Source organism: Shewanella piezotolerans WP3 (assembly GCF_000014885.1).
Classification (GTDB): domain Bacteria; phylum Pseudomonadota; class Gammaproteobacteria; order Enterobacterales; family Shewanellaceae; genus Shewanella; species Shewanella piezotolerans.
This window is the reverse complement of the sequence record NC_011566.1, coordinates 2,403,827-2,426,961: the sequence shown is the minus strand read 5'-3', so window position 1 is coordinate 2,426,961 and position 23,135 is coordinate 2,403,827. Positions and strand designations below refer to the sequence as shown.

Sequence of the window (23,135 nt, the reverse complement as noted above, 5' to 3'; positions counted from 1 at the left end):
TTAATGGATCTTGTGAGAAAGATTACCTACTGCAGCTAGCGGGCTATAATAGGGTTCAGCCCACAAATCAGCAGTGGAGCTAACCGCAGCGTCTTCAAGTGTATCTTGAAGCCAATCTCCAACATTAGAAAATGAAGTAGCGGCTAGTTCATCACCTTGCTTAATGGATCCCTGCACAAACTCACTAAAGGAACTTTTAAGAGAGCTTCTAAGAGAACCTGTAGCTTGTAGGCTTAACCTGCGTATAGGTTCAAGGGATAAAGCAGACTCTTTATCCTGTGCCGAGTCTTGATAAACAGGTTGAAGATTAAAGCCCTTCTGCTCTTTAATGCGATTAACAGTGCGATGCCTGGTAACTCTTGTCGTGGTCATGACAGTCGTAGTCAGCGTTATCATGGCGATCCTCGCATTCGTCACATTGATAAGTGCATGCTGATAACTAACAGTAATCGGTAACTGTGGCCGACTAAACACCACACTATAATCGGCAAGCCCTTCCTCAATGCTCATCGGTAACGTTTCAAAAGGTGCTTTATTGTGCGCTTGAGTAAACAGCTCACAACTGTGCGGCTCAACATCATTGCTCACTTCCTGTAAGGTATTTTGCATCGGGTAAGCATCGACTCCAAGTAGGCTTTCCTTAATATGTGGCGGTAGCAAGGGTAAACTAAACATAGGGCTAGGCCAGCCTCCTCTGCGTTTAATAATGTTGACCTCGGTCATACCTAAGTGACTACTAAAAAATGGGCTTGATGCGGCTTGCTTAGGCACCAATTTCAACATAGAAGCTGCTGCGCTTGAGTCTGCATGGTCATGGTGGTTAACGTTATTTCGAGCCGAAAAAAACTGTCGTTGCAGCGCTAAGCGTAAGTTCACTGGGTGTGACAGCTGTGCACAACGGGTTGGCAAATAGAGCATGCATAGCGACTCCCCCTTCTCAGCTGCCAGTTGTAAACGTCTTGCTTCAGTGGTCGACAAGTTATCTAACCAAGCCAATACTAGCGGTACAGAACCATTCGAAAGTGCCTGCTCAATAGCCCACAAACGCTCTTTCCTTTCTTCTGTATCAATCCAGATTAAACGTGCGAGTTCAAGCCCTTGCTGCAATAAAGCCTGCGCTGAAGGTATGTGAGGTGGCGCCACCAACATAACCATCGAATCTTGCTCTTGCGCGGCGTCTTTTATTGAAGATTGCCCCTGCCCTATCAATTGGCTGAGCATAGGTAATACCATACTCAGTTCGCCTTGACCGACACCGTCACACAACACTTCACATACACCAATTTGTGGCCAACCATTATCTGCGAGATGTACATCAAGTAATGAGAAACCCGTTGGATATGCCAATTGTTGCTGCTGCCATTGCTGCCCACGCCAAATATCTTGCCGCGCCAATAATTGACCCAATGAGCTAGCATTATCTTCAGCTGGGATTATGAGTGGCACACTATCAACCCGCTCTGATGCCATCGTATCTTGAAATACCGAGTATGCCTTCGCACTTGAACGCCCCATATCTACACCTTTCTTCATGATAAAAGCGTATTTATTTGAAGGGGGTCACCTGTATATAAACCAGGAAGATTCCAACACAACAAATACTGTACATACATACAGTATAATTATCTTTATTAAGATCGCAAGTACTCGATTGAGATCTTTAAGCCAAAAAAAACGCCCCTCTAAAAAGAGGGGCGTTAGCAAAGCGGGTTACAGTGAATGAACTATTTATACTTCTTCACTTTTTTAAGCGCTATTTGTTGTTTCAGCATTGATAGGTGATCGGTAAACACTATACCTTTAAGATGATCCATCTCATGTTGTAGCACAATTGCAAGAAACTCATCAGTATCGATTTCAAATGCTTGACCAGTGCGATCTAATGCAGTGACCTTAACACCTTCATGACGATTCACTTTAGCGCGGTAACCAGGGATAGACAAACAACCCTCCTCACCTTGAAACTCTCCACGAGTTTCAACAATTTCAGGGTTAATTAATACCATAGGCTGATCGCGTTCTTCAGACAAATCGATAACCAAAATAGCATGTAAGCTACCCACTTGTGTGGCCGCAAGCCCAATACCGTCATCGGTGTCGTACATGGTTTCAATTAAGTCATCAATAAAACCCTGTACTGCATCGATGTCTTTAACAGGCTCCGCTTTACGCTTAAGCCGAACATCAGGAATGGTTAAAATGTCTAACACTGCCATATCATTATCACACTAGTATTAACTAAAAAGTTCGCGCTATTATGACCGAATCAACAACAAAGGCAACTCCCTCTAGATTTAGAGGGATAAATTTACGAGTTACTCTCATCTCATAATGACAAACCCACTATTAGCTTTTCGCTAAAAATTCAAAAATCCACTAATAGATCCATTTCATTAACAAGTTATGATATATTCGAATAAATGTATAAAATATACGGATAATAATATGTCACAAGCTGTGCGATCTCCTTTACCCCCTACATTCTTCGTCGCAAATACGATGGAGATCTTCGAACGACTTGCTTGGTATGGCTTCTTTGCCTTGTCTTCGCTTTACATGACCTCACCACAAAACCAGGGCGGACTTGGGTTTTCAGACCAAGAGCGTGGCCTACTACAAGGTATGATCCCTTTTTTCTTATACCTATTTCCGGTATTGACTGGCGCACTTGCCGATCGATACGGTTATCGAAAAATGTTCTTGGTCGCCTACGCGATCATGTGCCCCAGCTATTACTTACTTGGCCAGGTCGATAGCTTTACAGGTTTCTTTGTCGCCTTTATGGGTGTGGCTGTAGGCGCTGCATGTTTTAAGCCTGTAGTAACCGGGACTGTGGCTCGCACAACCGATGACACTAACCGTGGCCTTGGCTTTGGGATCTTTTACATGATGGTCAATATCGGTGGATTCTTAGGTCCATTCATTGCAGGTTATGTGCGTGCCATCAGCTGGGACTGGGTGTTTATTATGTCCGCATTCTGGATCGGGCTTAACTTCATTCCTGCACTATTTTTCTATAAAGAACCAACGGATCAGAATAGCCAAAAAGGAAAGCCACTCAAAGCAGTGTTTGCCGATATTCAAGAAGTACTCGGCAATGCCCGTTTTGCTATTTTGTTTTTTGGCACATTAATCATTCTGATGTCTTATGGCGCTAAATGGATCACTGGTGAAACCACTCTGATTATCTACGCAGCTTGGTTCAGCACTCATCTTGTTTGGGATAAGCTTGCTTCTTCTAAAAAATCAGCGCCGTGGTATGGTCAGAAAATAAGCTTAGGTAATAAACCCTTTGTGATCTACCTGCTTATTCTATCGGGCATGTGGATGGTCTATCAGCAGATCTTTATTACTTTACCTATTTTTATTCGCGACTTTGTCGACACTACAGATCTCGTTTTGATGCTAGCCAATTATCCTGACTTACAGCAATTCTTTGCTCCTGTTGATACCACTTTATTACAATCGGAGTTAACTCGTTTAGCACAAGAGTTCAGTGCTGGAACACTGAGTGCCAAACAAGCCTATTTTGAATTAGTTCATGCCAAGGTAATGGTGCCTACCGCAGAGATAAGCCAAGCATTTACCGCAATAGGTCAAGCTCCCGCCTTAGCTGCGCAATATGCTCAAAGCTGGGCCAATGACTATCGCCAAGTGAATCCTGAGTACCTAATCGGACTTAACTTTTTGTCTATTGTGTTAATGCAGTTGTTGATCAGTCGTTTCGTTGAACGCTTCCAAGCACTGCCGGTATTGGTCGGAGGCACCATTATTCTTGCTCTCGGGACAGCTATTGGTGGGTTTGCACATGGCGCAGTAATGGGCGGCGCAATGGTACTCACTTCCATTTTGGTATTCTCAATTGGTGAAATGGTTGCGTCACCAAAGAGCCAAGAATATGTTGCGAGTTTTGCACCAAATGATAAGAAAGCCATGTTTATGGGCTACTACTTTGTATCATCGGCTATTGGATTTCTGCTTGCAGGCCCGCTGTCAGGCTACCTATACAGTGAAGTTGCTAAAGGTGCTGAACGCCCAGATCTGATGTGGTTCATTATTGGCGGGCTTGGTCTACTCACAGCCTTTGGTCTGGTCATTTTTCATAAGTTTGGTGTGACACCACAAGCCCAAGATGAAGTTAATGGCGAGCTTGCTCAAGCAAATTAAATCGATATAAGCTCTAAATCGTCATTATAAAGCCCGCGCAAATACTATTTGCGCGGGCTTTATCTATACCCGAACTGCCTGAAAATGCAAGATTCAGTGGAATTTAATAGATGTTAATCAATAACACTGAGTAAAGCCCATCGCAGAAGGCTTTGTGCCAGCCCACTTCGTTGTTGCACTCACTTAAAAGGGAATAAACATTTCTACGTTAATACGCCTAGAATTGAACTGGTACATAGCCTCTTAAACCAATTGCATTAAAAGTTTGACCATTCAGCGGGAATTCAAAACGCTGTAGGCAAGTAGTGGAATTTGAGCTAATAGTTATTCTCGGCTCTGGCATCCTGCTTCGCTCTACCTCCTAAATCCATTTAGTCGTATATCCAAATCCCATAGCGAAGCATACAGCGTTTGCCAATTTGTTTAACCTCAGCCGCACTACGTGAGCCCTTCAGTCTTTCCACTTCTGCTTTGCATTGGCTTAAAAGGGAATAACCATTTCTTTACCAATGCGCTTTGAATTGAAAAGGCTGAGGGGCTCTGAATTGGTCAAATACTTAATGCAATTGGTATTAAACGAGCATATTTAAGTAGAACGGGTATAAATTAGAACTGCGAACGTACTGCAAACACCCACTGAGTATCATCGCTTTCAATATTCTCAAGTTTTTCCCAATCATACTGATAGCGTATGACCCATGACCACTGCAGGTTAACTTGATAACCCATTGCCAACCAAGCGCGAGCATCAAAACGCTCAACGCCGTCAATACCCGCATTCGCACTGGCGTACAATTCGCTATACCAATGTTCTGTGATAGGTTTAAGTACTGTCATACTGGCATTGGCTGCAGTGCTATCAGTGTAGGATTTAACCGCCAAATGGTTAACCGCTAACTCAGTAAAGACTTGGGTGTTTAGCCAACCTTTGTGCTCATGCATTAAGCCTAGTTGATATTGATAATGACTCGATCTACCGTCTGGGGTATCGGTTTTACCATGATCAATCGACGCTCGCAGGTGCCACTGATCCGTTGAGTAAAGGTAACCCAAATGCCATTTATCTCCTCCGGTATTAGTATTGCCCGAAAATTTTTGATGGCTAGTGGCCAAACTACCACCTACTTTAAGCACATCGCCATCAAATCCCACATAGAGCGAATCACTGAGATTCAGTGGGTCAGCAATATGGCGATACTGTTCAGCTAAAGCAGGCACGGAGAAAGTTGACAGCAACAATGAACAAATAAGAGGCTTGGTAACCTGCATAGACATGATATATACCGTGAAAAAGCGCTATTATTACGTCAGCCTCAACTACCTTCAAGAACTTTTACCTTATATTACAACAAGCCAAAAAGAATGCAGCATCCACAAAAAACCTTAACAGACGTTACACCTCTATAAGCTATCTACGTGCCCAAAAGCGCTGGAGAGTGAAACAAATTAACGCTAGAATTTAGCTATAGAAAAGGGATAGTGATTAATGCAAGACAATGTAAAGCCTTCACCTATGACGCAAATATGGCAAATTGTGTCTATGATCCCAGAAGGGAAAGTCAGTTCATACGGAAAGATTGCGGATTTAGCAGGCTTACCAGGTAGAGCTCGTTATGTTTCAAAAGCCCTCAAGGCAGCACCGAATTCACTGGCACTCCCATGGCATAGAGTCATCAATAGCCAAGGTAGGATTTCATTTGCAGAGTACAGCCAATTTTACATTGAACAGATGGAGTTACTTCGCAGTGAGGGAGTAATCGTCAATCGTGGTAAGGTGAAGCTATCTGAGTACGAATGGCAACCTGACATGGCAACATTAGTACTTTCTATTCCGTTCTAAAGCACTCTTAGCACAGTTTTAAGGAGAGGTTCTTGATTAAAAGGTCACGTATTTTACTTACTGTTTGTTTGCTCATTGCAAGCCAAATAGCTCATGCGGGCACGACACCATTGACACCTCACACCGCCGAATATCAAGTCAATTATGGCAGCATTGAACTCGGTCGAGCACGCTATATTCTATCTGTTGGTGACAGTAATCAATTCCACTATCGATTTGATAGTGACGTCAGTTTATTGATGCTCTCTGATCAACGCCATATTCGCAGCGAATTTACTCTGGAAGGTAATCAGCTCGTCCCGATGCGTTACTCAGTAGAAAGGACTGGAACCGGACCAAATTTTAGAGAACAAATAGCCTTTGCTAAAGGGCAAAACGTGGTTCATAGTCGCTATAAGGATGAACGGGCAAAATTTCCTTACGACGGACAACTTTTTGATCCTCTCATGGTACAGCTGCAGTTTAGAATCGACATGGAAGCTAATAAAAAGGAACTGCATTACACCATGGTAAAAGAGGGGGAAATCGATGATTATGGCTTTAACATCGTCGGTAAAGAGCGTGTTAATATAGATAGCGGGAGCTACCAGACTCTAAAATTTGAAGTTAAACGAGACAGTACTAAACGACAAACTTTCTTTTGGATGGCACCAGAAATGAGCTACCTTCCGATCCGCTTAACTCACTTTGAAAAAGGCAGTAAACAATTAGATATAACGCTGCTCAACTATAAGTATCAACCAAAAACCACAACAGCGATAAGAGAGTCGAATCAAGCAACTCATATCACTGACAAAGCTGCTAATTCAAACGCTGACAACTAAGCCCACGCCTTTCTAATTGAGCGCAACTAGCAATTATTTCGCACTTAGCAGATGACTCTGACTCATGGTGGGCATGAAAGCCTCCGCCGAGATTCAGCATTAACGTCGACCAAAAACAAAACCAATCAATCAATCATTGCTAAGCTTTATGACGCTAAGTTAAAACTATTAGCAGCCCAAAGATAAACGTGATCTTTTTCTTGTTCGTAATGTTATTTTTGTGTAACTTTAATTGAGCTGCCAACCATATATTACTCGGAAGTAAAATATGCGCTCTGCAAACCGAAAAAATAGAAAACCGACCACCGGACTGTTCTGGAGCACTTTATTGTTAGTGCTGCTAACAAACATTACATGTTCTCGAGTCTATGCGGCAGAGCCCCCCCTACCACATCAACAGTTAACCACCGCTGATATTAAAAACATAGCGATTGAACTAAAATACTATGATGAAATCCTCACCTCCTCAGTACTCAGCTACGGATTTTCTGGCGATGAAAAGTGGCTCAACCGCTATCATCAATACGAGCCCAAACTAACAAAACTAATTAACCAGCTTTTATCAGAGCAAACCCCAGAAGATCTGCAGCTCATAAAAGCATTAGAAAGCACCAACCTCAAGCTAGTAGCTCTAGAAAGCCAGATGATTGATGCCATTCAACAAGGTAATCGTAAGCTGGCGATGACGCTCATCAACAGCGATGAATACCTGAAATTAAAAAAAGATTACCTGCACAATCTTGGCTTATATACACAAACGCTAAGTACTAGGGTCAATACTTCAGCCAATGACACGCCCGAAAAAGTAAGTCTAACCGCTGCAGAAACAAAATGGATCGCTGAAAATAAAGTCGTCATCGGTATCGACCATTGGCCGCCGATGTTATTTATGCTGGAAGATGGCAGTATTGGCGGCTTCGCCGGCGCTATCGTGAATAAAATAGTTAACGAAACTGGCTTACAGTTTGAGATAAAGCAAGGCGACTGGAACAGTAATCTAGAAGCCTTCAAACGGGGTGAGATAGACCTATTACCTGACGCATATTATGCCGAGGATAGAAAAGCATTTGGCAATTACACTACCCCTTTCTTTTTAGTGCGTGAATTATTCCATGTCCAAAACAAAAACACCCACTTAATCACCAATGATGATCTGGCGAATGCCAGCATCGCTTTACCACAAGGGTACACCAGTCGCAAGAAACTACTACGTCTCTACCCCAATATAACCATCATAGACACAACCGACATCAATGAATCCATTAATAAAGTAATATCAGGGGAAGCTGATGCGCTACTCGACTCTGAGTTAGTCATTCAACATGTACTGCGTCAGCAAGGCAAAACAGAAGAAATAAGAGCGATAGATGAAGATGTGTTCCCCCCCACATCAGTGCACCTCTTTAGTACGAATCGGCAGCCTATTTTGCATTCAATATTACAAAAAGGGTTAGACTCACTGAAATTAAGAGATCTGATGTTAACTAAAGATGATTGGTTAACATCAGATGTAAAAACGGTTAGCGAGGAGCAACCCGAGTACCTTTACTCTTTATTCGCTATAATCATCATAGTCGTCGCACTGTTTGTCTTTGCGATCATTATCAGCTCTCGAATTTTAAAAGCCAATGACAAAGAGTTAGCCACTAGATTTAGCTCAAAAAGCTTTAAACGCTCAATTTATATTGGCCTGACAATTTTATCCATTGTGCTTATTGCAGTTATTGCCATGGTCACTCGCTTTGCCGAGCAAAAGACCTTGAGCGAATTAGAATATAATTTACAAACTTTACTCGACTCCACTCATCAACGGTTATTTTTCTGGGTGGACTATGAATTAAATAGTTTACAACATGTAGGTAAAAACAAGGAGTTAGTCGATTTAGTAGAGCAGTTACTCATTCTACCAAGAGACAAGAAGTCCCTTGTTGAAGCAAGTATTCAAGCACAAGTTCGCAAGTTTTTTAGTGATCGAGAACGTGAGTCGAACTCCTTTGGTTTCTTTATTATCTCCCCAGATAAAATTAGTTTATCTTCTCGTCGAGACGCTAACGTCGGCGGTATCAATATTATTCAACGGCAACGTCCAGCCTTATTAGAAAAAGTACTACAAGGCGAGAGCGTATTTGTGCCCCCCATCAGATCAGATGTTTTCTTCGATGGGAAGTTGAACACCAGCATCGTCGATAAGCCCCCCACCATGTTTTTTGCAGCACCGGTGATAAATAAAAACAATCAAGTCATTGCCATTATTACAAAACGGGTGAATTTTGGTGGTGAATTTTCTACTATCCTCTCGGCAGGCTTTATAGGTCACAGTGGTGAGACTTATGCGGTAGATAAGACAGGATTGCTATTATCAAAAGTTCGCTTTGAAAGCCAACTTCGAGATATCGGACTTATTAATCAAAAGCAAGATGCTTCACTAAATGTGCGCATCGCCAACCCTGGTACTAATCTCCTTAACGCAAATGAGGCGGTTAGCCCCAATCCGAATTGGCCATTAACCCTGATGTCAGCTGGGATCGCCAATAAACAGTCTGGTATGAATTTAGAGGGCTACAATGACTACCGGGGGGTCAAAGTGGTGGGGAGCTGGCTATGGGATGAAAACCTCGACATGGGTATCACAGCAGAGGTCGATGTTGAAGAGTCGTTTGCTCTTATTCGCATATTTAAATACACCACTTGGTCGATAGTCTTTATTTCTCTCGCACTTCTGCTTGGAAGTACTCTGTTTACCTTAAGGGTCGGCACCCGTGCCACGCGCGCCCTAACCCGCTCTCGCATAGAGCTAGAGCAGCTGGTAAAAGAGAGAACTGAAGCACTAAAAGCGGCAATGCAAAAAGCCGAAGCCGCGACCCTTTCTTTAGCTGAGCAGATGAAGTTTCAACAGTTACTGATAGATACCGTGCCAATTCCACTTTTCTATAAAGATGCAAACGGGAAATTCTTAGGCTTCAACAAAGCTTATGAAGAAACATTTCAAGTCGAATCTAAAGATTTAGTCGGATTAACAGTTAGTGATCTCACCTACTTAAGTAAAAAAGACCGTCAACTTTATCAAGCTGAAGATACCGAAGTTATCGCCAATCAAACCACCATAAAAAAGGAGATGCCGATCCCCTTTGGCGATAACAAGATCCACCACACGCTATATTGGGTTACCGGTTTTAAAGACAGTAATGGCAACCCTGGCGGTCTCGTTGGTAACATCATTGACATTACCACCGAGAAAGAGAACGCCAGACAGCTAGAAATTGCAGTGAAGACTGCGGATGAAGCAACTCGCGCTAAAAGTGACTTCCTAGCCAATATGAGTCATGAGATACGTACACCGATGAATGCCATCATAGGCATGAGCTATTTAATTCAACAGACGGACTTGAATAGAAAGCAATCCGATTACGTAACTAAAATCCAAAACTCAGCAGAGTCATTGCTGGGGATCATTAATGACATTCTCGACTTTTCAAAAATAGAAGCAAGTAAATTAGAACTCGAAATGACGCCGTTTAACTTAAACGATAGTTTCGACAACTTAGTCCAGATAATCGCCCATAAAACTCAACAGAAAGGGCTAGAGCTACTGATCGATATCGAGCCAAATCTACCAGTAGATCTAATCGGCGACCCGTTGAGGCTTGGGCAAATATTAATCAACCTTGCCAACAATGCCATGAAGTTTACAGATGAAGGTGAAATCATCATTAAGGCACGTGCAGTTGAGCAACACGAACAACAGGTAACCATAGAGTTTGCAGTTAAAGACACTGGCATAGGCATGACGCCTGAACAACTGAACAAACTGTTTAAGTCATTTAGCCAGGCAGATGCGTCCACCACTCGAAAATATGGTGGTACAGGGTTGGGGTTAACCATTAGTAAAACACTTACGGAATTAATGGCTGGTAAGATCTGGGTAGAGAGTAGCTATGGCGAAGGCAGTACCTTTCTATTCACAGCGAAATTTGCTATTGCAGCTGTGAATAGTGCCATAGAAAAGGCCTCATCGAAGAGCTTATTAGGTCTGCCGTTGCTCATTGTCGACGATAGTGTCGCTGCAAGAGAGATCTTGTTTACCCTATCAAAAAGCTTAGGGTTCCGCCCTGATTTAGCCGCCTCAGGCAGCGAAGCCATTGAAAAAGTAAAACTTGCTCACAGTCAAGGCAACCCCTACAAACTGCTGTTAGCTGACTGGAAGATGCCACAAATGGATGGCCTCGCACTTTGCGGGGCAATTCAGGGTGATCTCAGCTTAGTCAATCAACCTAAATTGGTTATAGTCACCGCCTATGATCGTGATGAAATGCTCAAACAAGCAGGCACAGCGGAGCTTGACAGCGCGATAACCAAACCCGTCAGCGCCTCTACCTTACTTGACACCGTAATGGCCGTTATGGGTAAAAAATCCTCCCAACCAAAGGTGACTGAGAGTGGCAAACTGAATATAAGCGCAGCAAAAGACATTGTCGGTGCCCATGTATTGCTGGTGGAAGACAATGACATTAACCAAGAGATAGCCACTGAATTACTTAATATGGCGGGCATTGAGGTGTCTACAGCATGTAATGGTCAAGAAGCCGTCGATATGGCGATAGCTAATTCATATGACGCGATCTTAATGGATATTCAGATGCCGATTATGGATGGTTATGAAGCAACTAGAAATATTAGACTCAATCCAGATAAACAGTTAATCCCAATTATCGCCATGACAGCCAACGCCATGAGTGGTGATCGAGAAAAATGCATAGAAGCGGGAATGAATGAACATATACCTAAACCAATTAATCCCCAAGAGGTATATCAAACATTAGCGAAATGGATAGAGCCAACAGGTAAAACGTTATCGCAAGCTAAAGAGCAATCCTTTGTGACTGATGAAGTTGAGGTTATTGAATTAGCAGATTTTGAGGTTGACAGAGCGCTGGCACGTCTATCTGGTAATCGTCAGGCTTACCATAAAATGCTCGCTAAAGTGGCCCAATCGCAAGCTGGTACACTTGATAGCGTTATCCAAGCGATTGCCAGCAAAGATATCAGCGCAGCGATTATTGCCATACATACATTAAAAGGTGTGGCTGGCAATGTCGGCGCGATGTTTGTGGTGCCAGCAGCACAACAGATTGAAACCATGCTTAGCCAGCAAAAGCTTAACGATAACTGTAGCGTTACACCCGAGCTAACACTGCTTATTAACGAATGCCAGCTACAATTGGAGAAAATGGTCAACACCATAGAGTGTGCATTACCTCAAACGAACACTACCACAGTCGACTGCAATTTATCTCACGGCGAGATATTGAAGCAACTTGAAACCCTAGCTGAACAAATTGGGCTCCTAGACTGCACCGCAATCGATAACCTAGATAGCCTATTTGAGCAACTTAAAACAGCGGCTGATTCTCAAATAGCCCAGTCACTGCACAAAGCGCTTGTGCAATATGATTTCGACGAAGCAGAAACGCTTATCGCTGCTTTTAGCAATGAAATTTTGTCGCTGTATGAACAAACTGACAGTCCACAACAAATTGATTATCTCCCCAGCAGCGAGATAATCAGCCAGCTTAATGTCATTGCCACTCAAATTGAAGATTTTGATTCTGCTGCCGTTGATGGTATCGAAGCCTTACTCGAATCCCCACTCCCCCCTAACATACAGCAAGCAGCGGAGTCACTGCTCAATACCTTAAGTCGCTACGATTTTGAATCCGCCGACTCACAACTTGAGCAGTTACTCATTGAGGTTGATAAAAACTGATGCCATATTCAAACAATAAAGGATTAAACAAATGGTCGATGTAAAAAAGGCAACCATTCTAGCCGTAGATGATACCGCTACCAACATTGAAGTGGTAAAAGGAATATTATCTCAAGATTACCTTATTCAGGCTGCTTTAAGCGGTAAGATGGCATTAAAAATAATCGCGAAGCGTCTGCCAGATCTCATCTTACTCGATGTCATGATGCCTGAAATGGATGGTTATCAAGTATGTCAGCACTTAAAATCCCAACCGTCGACTAAAGATATTCCTATTATATTTTTAACCGCAAAAGTACAAGAAGATGATGAAACCAAAGGCTTAGCACTTGGCGCTGTAGACTATATAACGAAGCCTATCAGCCCGGCAATTCTCAAGGAACGCGTCAAGAACCACTTGCTGTTAAAGGCTTCAAGAGATTTAATGGAAAGGCAAAACGATATACTCGAAGAGCGCGTTAGAGAACGCACAAAACAACTGGCTGAAATACAAGACGTAGCAATGGTAGCAATGGGAGCCCTAGCAGAATCTCGTGATCCAGAGACTGGAAACCACATTCGACGCACCCAACATTACGTGCGAGTCTTAGCTCAAGCGCTAGCGAAAAACCCGCAATATCAACAACAGCTCACCCCAGAAGTTATCACTGCCATGTATAAATCAGCGCCACTGCATGATATTGGCAAAGTAGGCATTCCTGATCACATTTTACTTAAGCCGGGCAAACTCACCGACGAAGAATTTGAGATAATGAAGAAACACACTACCTATGGTCGTGATGCCATTTCCGCAGCAGAGAAATCTATGGATGTGGCAGACAACTTTCTTATTTTTGCCAAAGAAATAGCCTATTCGCATCAAGAGAAATGGGATGGCTCAGGTTACCCCGAAGGCTTGGCAGGTGAAGATATTCCATTATCAGCAAGATTAATGGCCGTCGCTGATGTTTATGATGCACTGATTAGCAAACGGGTTTATAAGCCTGCTTTTAGCCATGAAAAAGCCATAAATATTATTGCAGAGGGGCGTGGCAGCCACTTTGAACCAAGCATGGTTGATTGTTTTTTAACAATAACCGATCAGTTTGACGAAATCGCAAAACGCTTCCTCGATCAAGAGTAGCCACTCAGTATAACATTGTGACAGTAGATAAAAGCTGAGCTGATGCAATTTACTCGTTGGCGTTTTCACTTTTGCAAAAAATATAACCACTGATTTTTGGCCATTCATACAACGAGTTTCACTACAGATGAGAGTCGACGATACAAAGCTAACACCGATTAATTAAGCTTAAGCAAAACAAGCTGTAACCCATTTAAATATCGACGACTTACTGTAGTGGAAACCAACACTAGCCTATCAGCAACTCACCCTTTTTAAACAGTTTCCACTCTCCAGCAGCGAGCACATTCCACTGCTCATCTTTTGTCAGCGGACGAGTGGCGATAACGGTAACCACATCATTAGGAGTTGTCTCTTTGTCAAAATCAATAACCACATCGGTATCGATAAGCTTCGCCTTGCCAAAAGGCGCACATCGAGTGATATAACACAAGTTATTACTGCAATAGCTCATTAAATGTTCGCCGTCACTTAAGATCATATTAAAAACCCCAAGCGCTCTGATCTCATCCGCTAAGGTTGCAATAAAGCGATACACTAAGAGCATATCTGCAGGCGCGTTATCACCAAACTGCTCAACCACTTTATCCATTATCCAGCAAAATGCCATTTCACTGTCAGTATCGCCAACAGCATTAAAGCGCGTTGAAATAAACTTATCTTGATAATCACTCAGCTGACCATTATGAGCATAAGTCCAATACTGTCCCCAAAGTTCACGAGTAAAAGGATGAGTATTTTCAAGCGATACACCACCGCGATTCGCTTGCCTTATGTGACTTACGACAACTTCGCTTTTTATTGGGTACGATTTAATAAGCTTTGCAACATGGGACTCGCTACTTGGACGTGCATCTTTAAATGTTCGATTGCCTTTACCTTCATAAAAAGTGATCCCCCAACCATCAATATGTGGTCCTGTTACACCACCTCTTTCAGCAAGGCCTGTAAAACTAAACACTATATCAGTCGGTACATTGGCACTCATGGCCAGCAACTCGCACATTAATCTTATTCCCGTTCAATAATATAAGCCCATTCTAACCAGTTGCTGCGCATAGTGGAATGCTCCCTTCGCACAAAAAATTTAAACATTTGTTTGAAAAAGGCTTGTATTAAAACTGACTTGGGTTTAGATTTTATGAGACACAGGTCTGACCACAGTCTATAATTGTGACGTAGACCCGCAAATAAGTGACTCGCTGCAAGTGATAAGTCACAACTAAAAGGAGAATTACAGTGACTACCCTACTTTGGATCTTGGCGATGATTTTTACCATAGGCGCTTTTGCCTATTTAAGAGTCTCCCTACTCACTGCGACCATAGGCGCAGCCATCGTGATGGCTATCGGCACAGGTACTGCCGTTGTCAGCCCGCTATTATGGGTTGCGTTTCTTGTTATCGCCCTACCGCTTAACCTTAGCTCTTTCAGACAAAATGTTATTACCCGCCCGCTACTAAAAATGTACCGCGGGATCATGCCTGAAATGTCGACCACAGAAAAAGAAGCGATTGAAGCGGGTACAACATGGTGGGAAGCAGACCTATTTGCTGGAAAACCTGATTGGAGCAAACTCCATAACTACCCAAAAGCAACGCTAAGTGCTGAAGAACAAGCCTTTTTAGACGGTCCAGTTGAAGAAGTCTGTAAGATGCTTAATCAGCATCAAGTATCCCATGAGATAGCCGATCTACCTGAAGAGATCTGGCAGTATTTAAAAGATCATGGTTTCTTTGCCATGATTATCAAAAAGAAGTATGGCGGTTTAGAGTATTCAGCTTATGCTCAATCACGAGTCCTACAAAAGCTTGCAGGTCTAAGCAGCGAACTTGCATCAACCGTAGGGGTGCCTAATTCACTCGGCCCAGGCGAATTACTGCAGCATTATGGTACGACCGCTCAGCAAGATCACTACCTACCGCGCCTTGCAAAAGGCTTAGAAGTTCCCTGTTTTGCACTGACTAGCCCAGAGGCAGGCAGTGATGCAGGCGCAATCCCTGATTTCGGCATCGTTTGTAAAGGCCAGTGGGAAGGTGAAGAAGTGCTAGGTATGAAACTAACTTGGAACAAACGCTATATTACCCTAGCGCCAGTCGCGACTGTGCTCGGTCTAGCCTTTAAACTGCGCGATCCAGACCAGTTACTCGGTAAACAAGAAGAGCTAGGCATTACCTGTGCACTTATCCCAACCGATATTGAAGGGGTTGAAACAGGCCGTCGTCATTTCCCGCTTAATTGTATGTTCCAAAATGGTCCAACCCGCGGTAACGAAGTATTCGTACCCTTAAGCTTTATCATCGGTGGTCCAGAAATGGCCGGCCAAGGTTGGAGAATGTTGGTTGAATGTCTATCAGTTGGCCGTGGCATTACCCTGCCTTCTAACTCTGCGGGGGGAATTAAAACCGCAGCATTAGCCACAGGAGCATACGCTCGCATTCGTCGTCAATTCAAGCTGCCTATTGGTAAGCTTGAAGGGATTGAAGAGCCAATGGCACGCATCGGTGGTAATGCTTACCTCATGGATGCGGTAACAAGCTTAACCACTACTGGTATCGATTTAGGTGAAAAACCTTCTGTTATCTCAGCGATTGTGAAATACCACTTAACCGACAGAATGCAAGGTTGTGTTATTGATGCAATGGATATTCACGGAGGTAAAGGTGTCTGTTTAGGCCCTGGAAATTATCTAGGTCGTGGCTATCAAGCAGCGCCTATCGCCATTACGGTTGAAGGTGCAAACATTCTTACCCGTTCAATGATTATTTATGGTCAAGGCGCAATCCGCTGTCATCCTTACGTATTAGCAGAAATGGAATCAGCGTTTGATCCTGATGCAAACAAAGGTCTGCGTGACTTTGATGCCGCTATTTTTGGTCATATTGGCTTTACCACTAGTAACTTAGTCCGTAGCTTCTGGTTAGGTCTTACCTCAAGCCGCTTCTCTAATGCGCCTTATTCAGATAAAACTAAGCGTTACTACCAGCAAATGAACCGCTTCAGCGCAAACTTGGCACTACTGTCAGATCTTGCTATGGCGACACTCGGTGGCAACCTTAAACGTAAGGAGCGCATCTCGGCTCGTTTAGGTGACCTGCTCAGCCAGTTGTATCTTGCCTCTGCCACATTAAAACGCTATGAAGATGAAGGTCGTCAATCTGAAGATCTACCTTTAGTACAGTGGGCTGTTGAAGATTCACTGCACAAACTTCAAACATCACTGGATGATCTATTAGACAACTTCCCTATGGGTCTTGGTCTACCACTGCGTGCCATTATTTTCCCATTTGGTCGCCCATTAAAACGCCCTACTGACGTGCTAGACCATAAGGTTGCAAAGATCATGCAAACACCTTGTGCTAGCCGTGAGCGCATGGGTAAAGGCCAATTCTGGACACCAAGTGAGCACAACCCAGTTGGTATTCAAGAACAAACCTTTAAGGATATCTTAGCGTCAGAGCCTATCTACGACAAAGTCTGTAAAGCTGCTGGTAAGCGTCTACCGTTTATGTGGTTAGATAAGATAGCCGCTGAAGGTAAAGCTTTAGGTGTTCTGAGTGAAGATGAAGTGGCGCTATTAGAGCGTGCTGAAATCGGTCGAATGAAGTCTATCAATGTCGATGACTTTGACCCTGAAGAGCTAAAAGCCCGAGTGCTTGAGTTTGCTAAGCAGGAACAAGCTGCATAGCAAAACCTTGTAAAACTAAGCTCACGCTAAAAAGCCAGTCGATAATCTCGACTGGCTTTTTTAATGGTTTTGAAAGAACGAACCTTGATTGGCACTATAACAATGGTATTAAGCCTCTTTCCCATTCAACTCAATACCAGCTGGTATTAAACTTATCAACTCCACACCGTGGCTCAATACTGTATCTGCAGCACTAAACACTTTAACTTTACCCTCTTGCAGATAAATCAAAGGAATTGCAGTTTGACCGTACTGCTGCATGAACATCGAATAATCAAAGTTCTCTGTGAGGTTAGTACTTTTTATTGTGGCCCCTTTGGCCATCAAACTGGCTAACTTTGAGTATGACACTGCATCTCCAAATAAGCATAAACGCTTCAGGTATGACTCCGATAATTGATGCCTAGCACTGCCATTACTGCTATCACCGTTATTGAGTCCGTAGACTTTTTCACCACCAAATACGTCTTGAAAGTAAAAACTCACCAAGGGGTTAAGTTGACGATAAGGCGACATGACTAATACTCGTCCTATTCCGCTCAAATCCATATGGTTTTCTGCATGCTCAGAAGCTGGATTACCAAAATACACAGGAATATTATCCATTCTTGCCAAACGGATATTGTCCCAGTTATTGTCAGCAAGCAACACTGTAACGCCTTTCGACATCAAAGCTTTAGCAACGGCCCGTGAAAACTGCGACGCACCAAAAATAAGTAAGCCTTGAGAAGATCCAGCCGTCACTCCTAATATTTTAGCCCAGCGACCAGCCGTTAAGCTCTGGATCACTACAGTGCCAATAATAATTAGAAACACCAAAGGCACAATCAACTCAGCACCAGCAACGCCAGCCTTTTCAAGTTTAATCGCAAATAACGAAGAGATAGCTGCCGCAACAATACCGCGAGGAGCAACCCAACTTAAAAACCATTTATCGCCACTAGAAAGAGACGTACCAACACCACAGCACCAAATACTAAGCGGCCTTGCGACTAGCATCACTACAGCTAACAGCGCTAAACCTTGCCACCCTAAACTTAATAACGCGTCAGCGTTTAGCCTAGCCGCTAGCAGAATAAACAGTGCGGAGATCAACAGTACTGTGAGCGTTTCTTTAAATTCAAGAATATCGCTGATCTCAACCCCTTTCATATTTGCCAGCCAAATCCCCATCACAGTCACTGACAACAAGCCCGCTTCTTCCTGCAATAAGTTAGAGCCGACAAACACCGCTAACATTAAGGTCAGTACCGCGGTATTGCGCAAGTAATGGGGTAACAAATTTTTTCGCAAAATAAGCCCGACTAGATAACCACTTAATGCGCCAAAACCTAAACCAACAATGAGCATAGCCCCTAGTGCATGCAGTACGTGAGTCGTTGGATCAGCAGCGACAACTATGTATTCAAACACCAGCACCGCGAGTATGGCGCCGATAGGGTCAATAACAATACCTTCCCAGCGCAGAATACTCGCAAGCTCGGTTTTAGGGCGAACACTGCGCAGCATGGGCACGATAACCGTCGGTCCAGTCACCACCACTAATGCGCCAAACAGAATAGCCATCAGCCAGTCAAACCCCAATAAGTAATGTGTCGCCACGCTGATACACGCCCATGTAATTGCCGTACCTAAAGTGACTAAACGCGTAACCATGCCTCCGTGTTCACTGATCTCTTTGAAGTTTAACGTGAGCGCGCCTTCAAACAGGATCACCGCAACACCTAGAGAGATAATCGGGAAAAGCAGGTTGCCAAAAATTGCGTCTGGGTTTAAAAAATCCAGCACAGGCCCTAATAGCAGCCCACACAGTAATAGCGGTAAAATGGCAGGAAGCCTAAGTCGCCAGCCAAGCCACTGACAAAATAGCGATAACACTCCCAATAAAGCCAGCATTGCGGTGATATGCTCCAGCATATAATTTCCTTATTCAATAATAGGCATCACTAATTTACTAGGGGCTGTTGATCTTTCGAGCTTAGTTTTTGTTCGAATTCAATGCTTCTAGTACAAGGCTTGAGCGATAAAGCTTAGCTGGCTAAGTGAAAAGCTCATAACACCGTAATAGAAGCATTGAAGCGAACCCAAAGGGCCGCGTTTCTTGGCTATTTTTACTATGTTGTAGACTATTTGTTGAGAATAACTAAACGGCATAGCCTCCGCCTTGTCAAAATAGCCAATAAACTGCGGCAAAAACAACCGTGAAAGATCAACAGCCCCTAATCTAACGACATTAAAGAGAGTAGATGAAGCGCTTAAAAATCAAGCGTCTTAACCTAAATACCGCTACTCCCAGCACACTACGGTACCAAATTAGATAAATCAGTAGATGTGTCTAGTGTGGGAAAAACAGCCAATCCATCAATTTACGAATAGTGAGTCAAGCTCTCATCGAACAATTAGTTTTTATAGCGATGTAATTAACATAGGAGCATTAAGCGCTAAAGTAAAAATATTAGGGATAAGATTTAAGCTAGAAGAGATTGAGTAGACTGACGCAGGGAAAACATCGTCTCTCACTGCGCAAGCTTTGTAGCGAATCAACAGGACGGCTGCTGGCGCTCGGCGCAACTTCTTATCCCGATAAGAAGTTGCGCGTATCAAATTGTTTGGTTTAACTCACCAACGTAAAAATTGCCAGTCCAATTTACAGCTGTATTTTCAAATGACCTTCGCTAACGAGAGATCAGCCATATTGTCAGTTAATTTATTTGTTTTTTTCGCATAATCTTCGCCGATAAGCAGATACACAGTAGGCAGTACGAACAAAGTAAATACAGTGCCAATAACCATTCCTGCCACCAAAATAATGCCGATACTGTTTCTTGACTCAGCCCCCGCTCCAGTCACCAATACTAATGGGAAGTGGCCCAAAACCGTTGCTGCTGTTGTCATTAAAATAGGTCGTAACCTGACTTTCGCAGCTTCAATAATCGCATCGAGTTTACTTTTTCCCTCTTGCTGCAGCTCATTAGCAAACTCAGTGATCAGTATGCCATTTTTAGCAATCAAACCAACTAAGGTAATAAAACCTATCTGCGCATAGATATTCATACTGGTTAGGCCTAAAAATGTGAACGACAGCGCACCAGATAAGGCTAATGGCACTGAGCCTAGCAGCACCACGAAAGGCGATCTAAAGCTATTAAACTGTACCGATAGCACTAAATACACCACAAAAATGGCAATGCCAAGCACAGATATCATACTGTTCCCTTCAGCGCGAAGCTGCCGACTATTACCCGCATAGTCAATCACATAGTTTTGCGGTAACACCTCAAGGGCAGCGGACTCTAGCGCAGCAAGTGCTTGATCACTGGTCCCCCCTGGTGCAATGCCTCCATAAATTCTAAATGCATTTTTTTGATTAAACTTACCCATCTTCCGTGGACCAATAGTATGCTCTAGACTGGCTATATTGTGTAAAGGAACCAATTCACCATCTGCGGTTTTGATTTGTAAGTCCATCACAGCCTGAACATGATTTCGATTACTGTTTTCAACCAGTGGTATAACGCGATAAGCACGTCCATTAGCGTCATAACGATTAACCTCTTCCTCTGCAACCATAGTAGAAACTTGACTGACGACTTCTGATACATTCATTCCTAGATCGGTGATCCGTGCATGATTAAAAACAAGCTTTGCCTGTGGCTTATCAATCTTAAGATCAGTGTCAACAAACATGAATTGATTACTCGCATAAGCCGCTGCCACTAACTGATAAGCATAGTTAAGCATCTGCTGATAACTATCTTGAGCCTGCACTACCATTTCGACTTCAAACTGACCGGCTGTAGGTAAAGGTAATGGCAAAACAGGTAATATTCGTACTCCGCTGACTTGCGATAATTGACCATAAACCTCTGGCAATAATTCCTGCACCGATTGTTCACGCTCCGAGAAGTCGACAAAGTTTATTCCGCCAAATGAACTGCCGCTGTTAACGATATGCCAAATTGAATCAGCATCTTTACCCGCTAATATCATGGCAACGGCTTCATTTAGATAGGGTGTGCTGTACTTCAAAGTTGAGCCTGCAGGCGACTCACCAATCAAATAAATAGAGCTTTGATCTTCTATTGGCGCAAGCTCTTTAGCTGAGAAGAGATAAAACGGAATAACAAGCAGTGCAATAATGACCGCTGCCATAGCTATTTGTGGCTTATATGAAAAACTCCTAAGTAGCGCTTTTGAATAACGTCGGCCTAACCTATCAAAGAAACGATTCACTCTTTGGGTAAACGCCCCTTCAGCGCCTTTTTCAGCTAATACGTAAGCGCTCATTATCGGTGATAGCGTAAGCGCGACAACCCCTGAAATTAAAACCGCAGTGGCTAATGTAAAAGCAAACTCCTTAAACAGCGCTCCTGTAATACCGTCAACGAAACCAATTGGCGCATATACCAGCGCCAACGTAATCGTCATTGCGACGATTGGAGCCAGTAGTTCACGCGAGCTAATGAGCGCAGCTTGAATCCGACTACGTCCCAGTCTCATGTGACGTGCTACGTTTTCAACCACCACAATAGCATCATCGACCACTAAGCCCACAGACAGGACAATTGCAAGAATAGTTAAAAGGTTCATGGTAAACCCCATCACTTGCATCATGGCAATACTGCCCAAAATAGAGATAGGGATAGTGATTAATGGTACCAAAGCAGAGCGCAGAGAGCCCATTAAGAGCAGCACCACTATGCCAACGAGGATCACGGTCTCAAGTAGCGTTGTAAAAATCTCCTTAAGCGCATCTCGCATGTAGAGTGTGCCATCATAGGCAATCGATATATTCGCGCCATGGGGTAAATTGGCGTTAATTTTTTCAAGACGCTGATATAGCTCGTCACCTATCTCAATCTCATTGGCGCCAGGTAAAGGCGACACAGCAATATATATCGTTTGCGAGAGATCCACTCTTCCATCAGTAATGCCTCTATCTTCCCCCTCTTCAACCCGAGCAACATCGCCTAAATGGATAGATCCGCCATCAAAACTCTTAATACTTAAGTTTTCGAAATCTTTAGCCGTTTTTAAAGTGGTATTGCTGAGAAGATCAATCTCGTAGGCGCTATTCTCGGTTTTTCCTAACGGTGCAATCACGTTATTTTGCTGTAGTGCAGTAAACACTTCATTACTACCGATGTTCATTGCTGCCAGTTTTACCGGATCAAGCCAGACTCGCATCGCGGGATTTCTTGCGCCTTCGAGGTTGATTTTTTGCACACCTTCAATAGATGCCAATTGAGGATTCACTTCTCGGCTCAAAAAATCAGTCAATTCTGCACGGGTCATAGCATCGGCGCGAACATCAAGATAGAAAGTCGCTCCAGCACGATCGACCCGGGCAACATTAACCGAAGGGTCTTGTGCACCTTGTGGCAGCTCATAACTTATCTGGCTTAACCTTGAAGTCAATTCTGACAGAGCAGCAGTACTGTCTTCATTTAACCTCAGCCATGCAGTAACTGTTGAACTTCCTGCGGTAGTTGATGAGTCAACATAGTCAACACCGGGTATTGTCATCGCAACGCGCTCTATAGGCACGGTGACAAAGCCTTGAACCGTTTCGGCTGACACTCCAGTATATTCGGTGGTAATCACCAAAGAGGAGCTCTCTATCTGCGGAAACTGCAAAACAGCGATATTCTTAGCCGCTAAAAGCCCAGCAGCTACAATCACCAAAGAGAGTACAATGGCTAGTATTGGTTTTTTTACAAAAATATCCAT

General features: G+C 43.4%; 13 protein-coding genes. 6 read left to right on the top strand and 7 right to left on the bottom strand.

The window, feature by feature from the left end; translation table 11 throughout:
• Together imuA and def are read right to left on the bottom strand one after the other, a co-directional pair.
• On the bottom strand, positions 1–1,515 hold the full coding sequence (gene imuA / locus SWP_RS23035) for a translesion DNA synthesis-associated protein ImuA (protein ID WP_020912427.1): 1,515 nt from the start codon (positions 1,513–1,515) through the stop codon (positions 1–3).
• Positions 1,516–1,724: 209 nt separating this feature from the next.
• Entirely contained in the window at positions 1,725–2,216 is a 492-nt protein-coding gene (gene def, locus SWP_RS10385; RefSeq protein WP_020912426.1) for a peptide deformylase, read from the bottom strand.
• A gap of 229 nt (positions 2,217–2,445) precedes the next feature.
• Between def and SWP_RS10380 the strand changes: the two genes are divergently transcribed.
• A complete protein-coding gene (locus tag SWP_RS10380; protein ID WP_044555839.1) occupies positions 2,446–4,167 on the top strand; it encodes an MFS transporter in 1,722 nt (573 codons plus the stop codon).
• Between the two features lie 606 nt (positions 4,168–4,773).
• On the opposite strand, the gene SWP_RS10375 is transcribed toward SWP_RS10380, so the two are convergent.
• Positions 4,774–5,442, bottom strand: coding sequence for a hypothetical protein (locus SWP_RS10375; RefSeq protein ID WP_020912424.1), 669 nt, complete (start codon positions 5,440–5,442; stop codon positions 4,774–4,776).
• A gap of 211 nt (positions 5,443–5,653) precedes the next feature.
• Between SWP_RS10375 and SWP_RS10370 the strand changes: the two genes are divergently transcribed.
• From SWP_RS10370 to SWP_RS10355, 4 genes are all read left to right on the top strand, one after another.
• Positions 5,654–6,007 carry an MGMT family protein gene (locus tag SWP_RS10370; protein WP_020912423.1) on the top strand — a complete coding sequence of 118 codons (354 nt, stop codon included), beginning with the start codon at positions 5,654–5,656 and terminating at the stop codon, positions 6,005–6,007.
• Between the two features lie 35 nt (positions 6,008–6,042).
• Positions 6,043–6,831, top strand: a complete 789-nt coding sequence (locus tag SWP_RS10365; protein WP_044556380.1) for a DUF3108 domain-containing protein — start codon at positions 6,043–6,045, stop codon at positions 6,829–6,831.
• A gap of 268 nt (positions 6,832–7,099) precedes the next feature.
• A complete protein-coding gene (locus tag SWP_RS10360) occupies positions 7,100–12,595 on the top strand; it encodes a response regulator (protein ID WP_020912420.1) in 5,496 nt (1,831 codons plus the stop codon).
• Between the two features lie 31 nt (positions 12,596–12,626).
• On the top strand, positions 12,627–13,718 hold the full coding sequence (locus SWP_RS10355; protein WP_020912419.1) for a response regulator: 1,092 nt from the start codon (positions 12,627–12,629) through the stop codon (positions 13,716–13,718).
• A 229-nt stretch (positions 13,719–13,947) separates the two neighbouring features.
• Here the strand turns inward: SWP_RS10355 and SWP_RS10350 are convergent, their stop codons facing one another.
• Positions 13,948–14,724: a class II glutamine amidotransferase gene (locus SWP_RS10350; RefSeq protein WP_020912418.1), complete on the bottom strand. Its 777-nt coding sequence runs from the start codon at positions 14,722–14,724 to the stop codon at positions 13,948–13,950.
• Positions 14,725–14,957: 233 nt separating this feature from the next.
• On the opposite strand from SWP_RS10350, the gene fadE reads away from it, so the two are divergent.
• Entirely contained in the window at positions 14,958–17,405 is a 2,448-nt protein-coding gene (gene fadE, locus SWP_RS10345; protein ID WP_044555838.1) for an acyl-CoA dehydrogenase FadE, read from the top strand.
• Positions 17,406–17,513: 108 nt separating this feature from the next.
• On the opposite strand, the gene SWP_RS10340 is transcribed toward fadE, so the two are convergent.
• The 3 genes from SWP_RS10340 to SWP_RS10335 all read right to left on the bottom strand — a co-directional run bounded on the left by SWP_RS10340 (position 17,514) and on the right by SWP_RS10335 (position 23,135).
• Positions 17,514–19,322, bottom strand: a complete 1,809-nt coding sequence (locus SWP_RS10340) for a cation:proton antiporter (protein WP_020912416.1) — start codon at positions 19,320–19,322, stop codon at positions 17,514–17,516.
• Positions 19,323–19,409: 87 nt separating this feature from the next.
• Positions 19,410–19,559, bottom strand: a complete 150-nt coding sequence (locus tag SWP_RS24170) for a hypothetical protein (protein WP_187148550.1) — start codon at positions 19,557–19,559, stop codon at positions 19,410–19,412.
• Positions 19,560–20,066: 507 nt separating this feature from the next.
• On the bottom strand, positions 20,067–23,135 hold the full coding sequence (locus SWP_RS10335) for an efflux RND transporter permease subunit (RefSeq protein WP_020912414.1): 3,069 nt from the start codon (positions 23,133–23,135) through the stop codon (positions 20,067–20,069).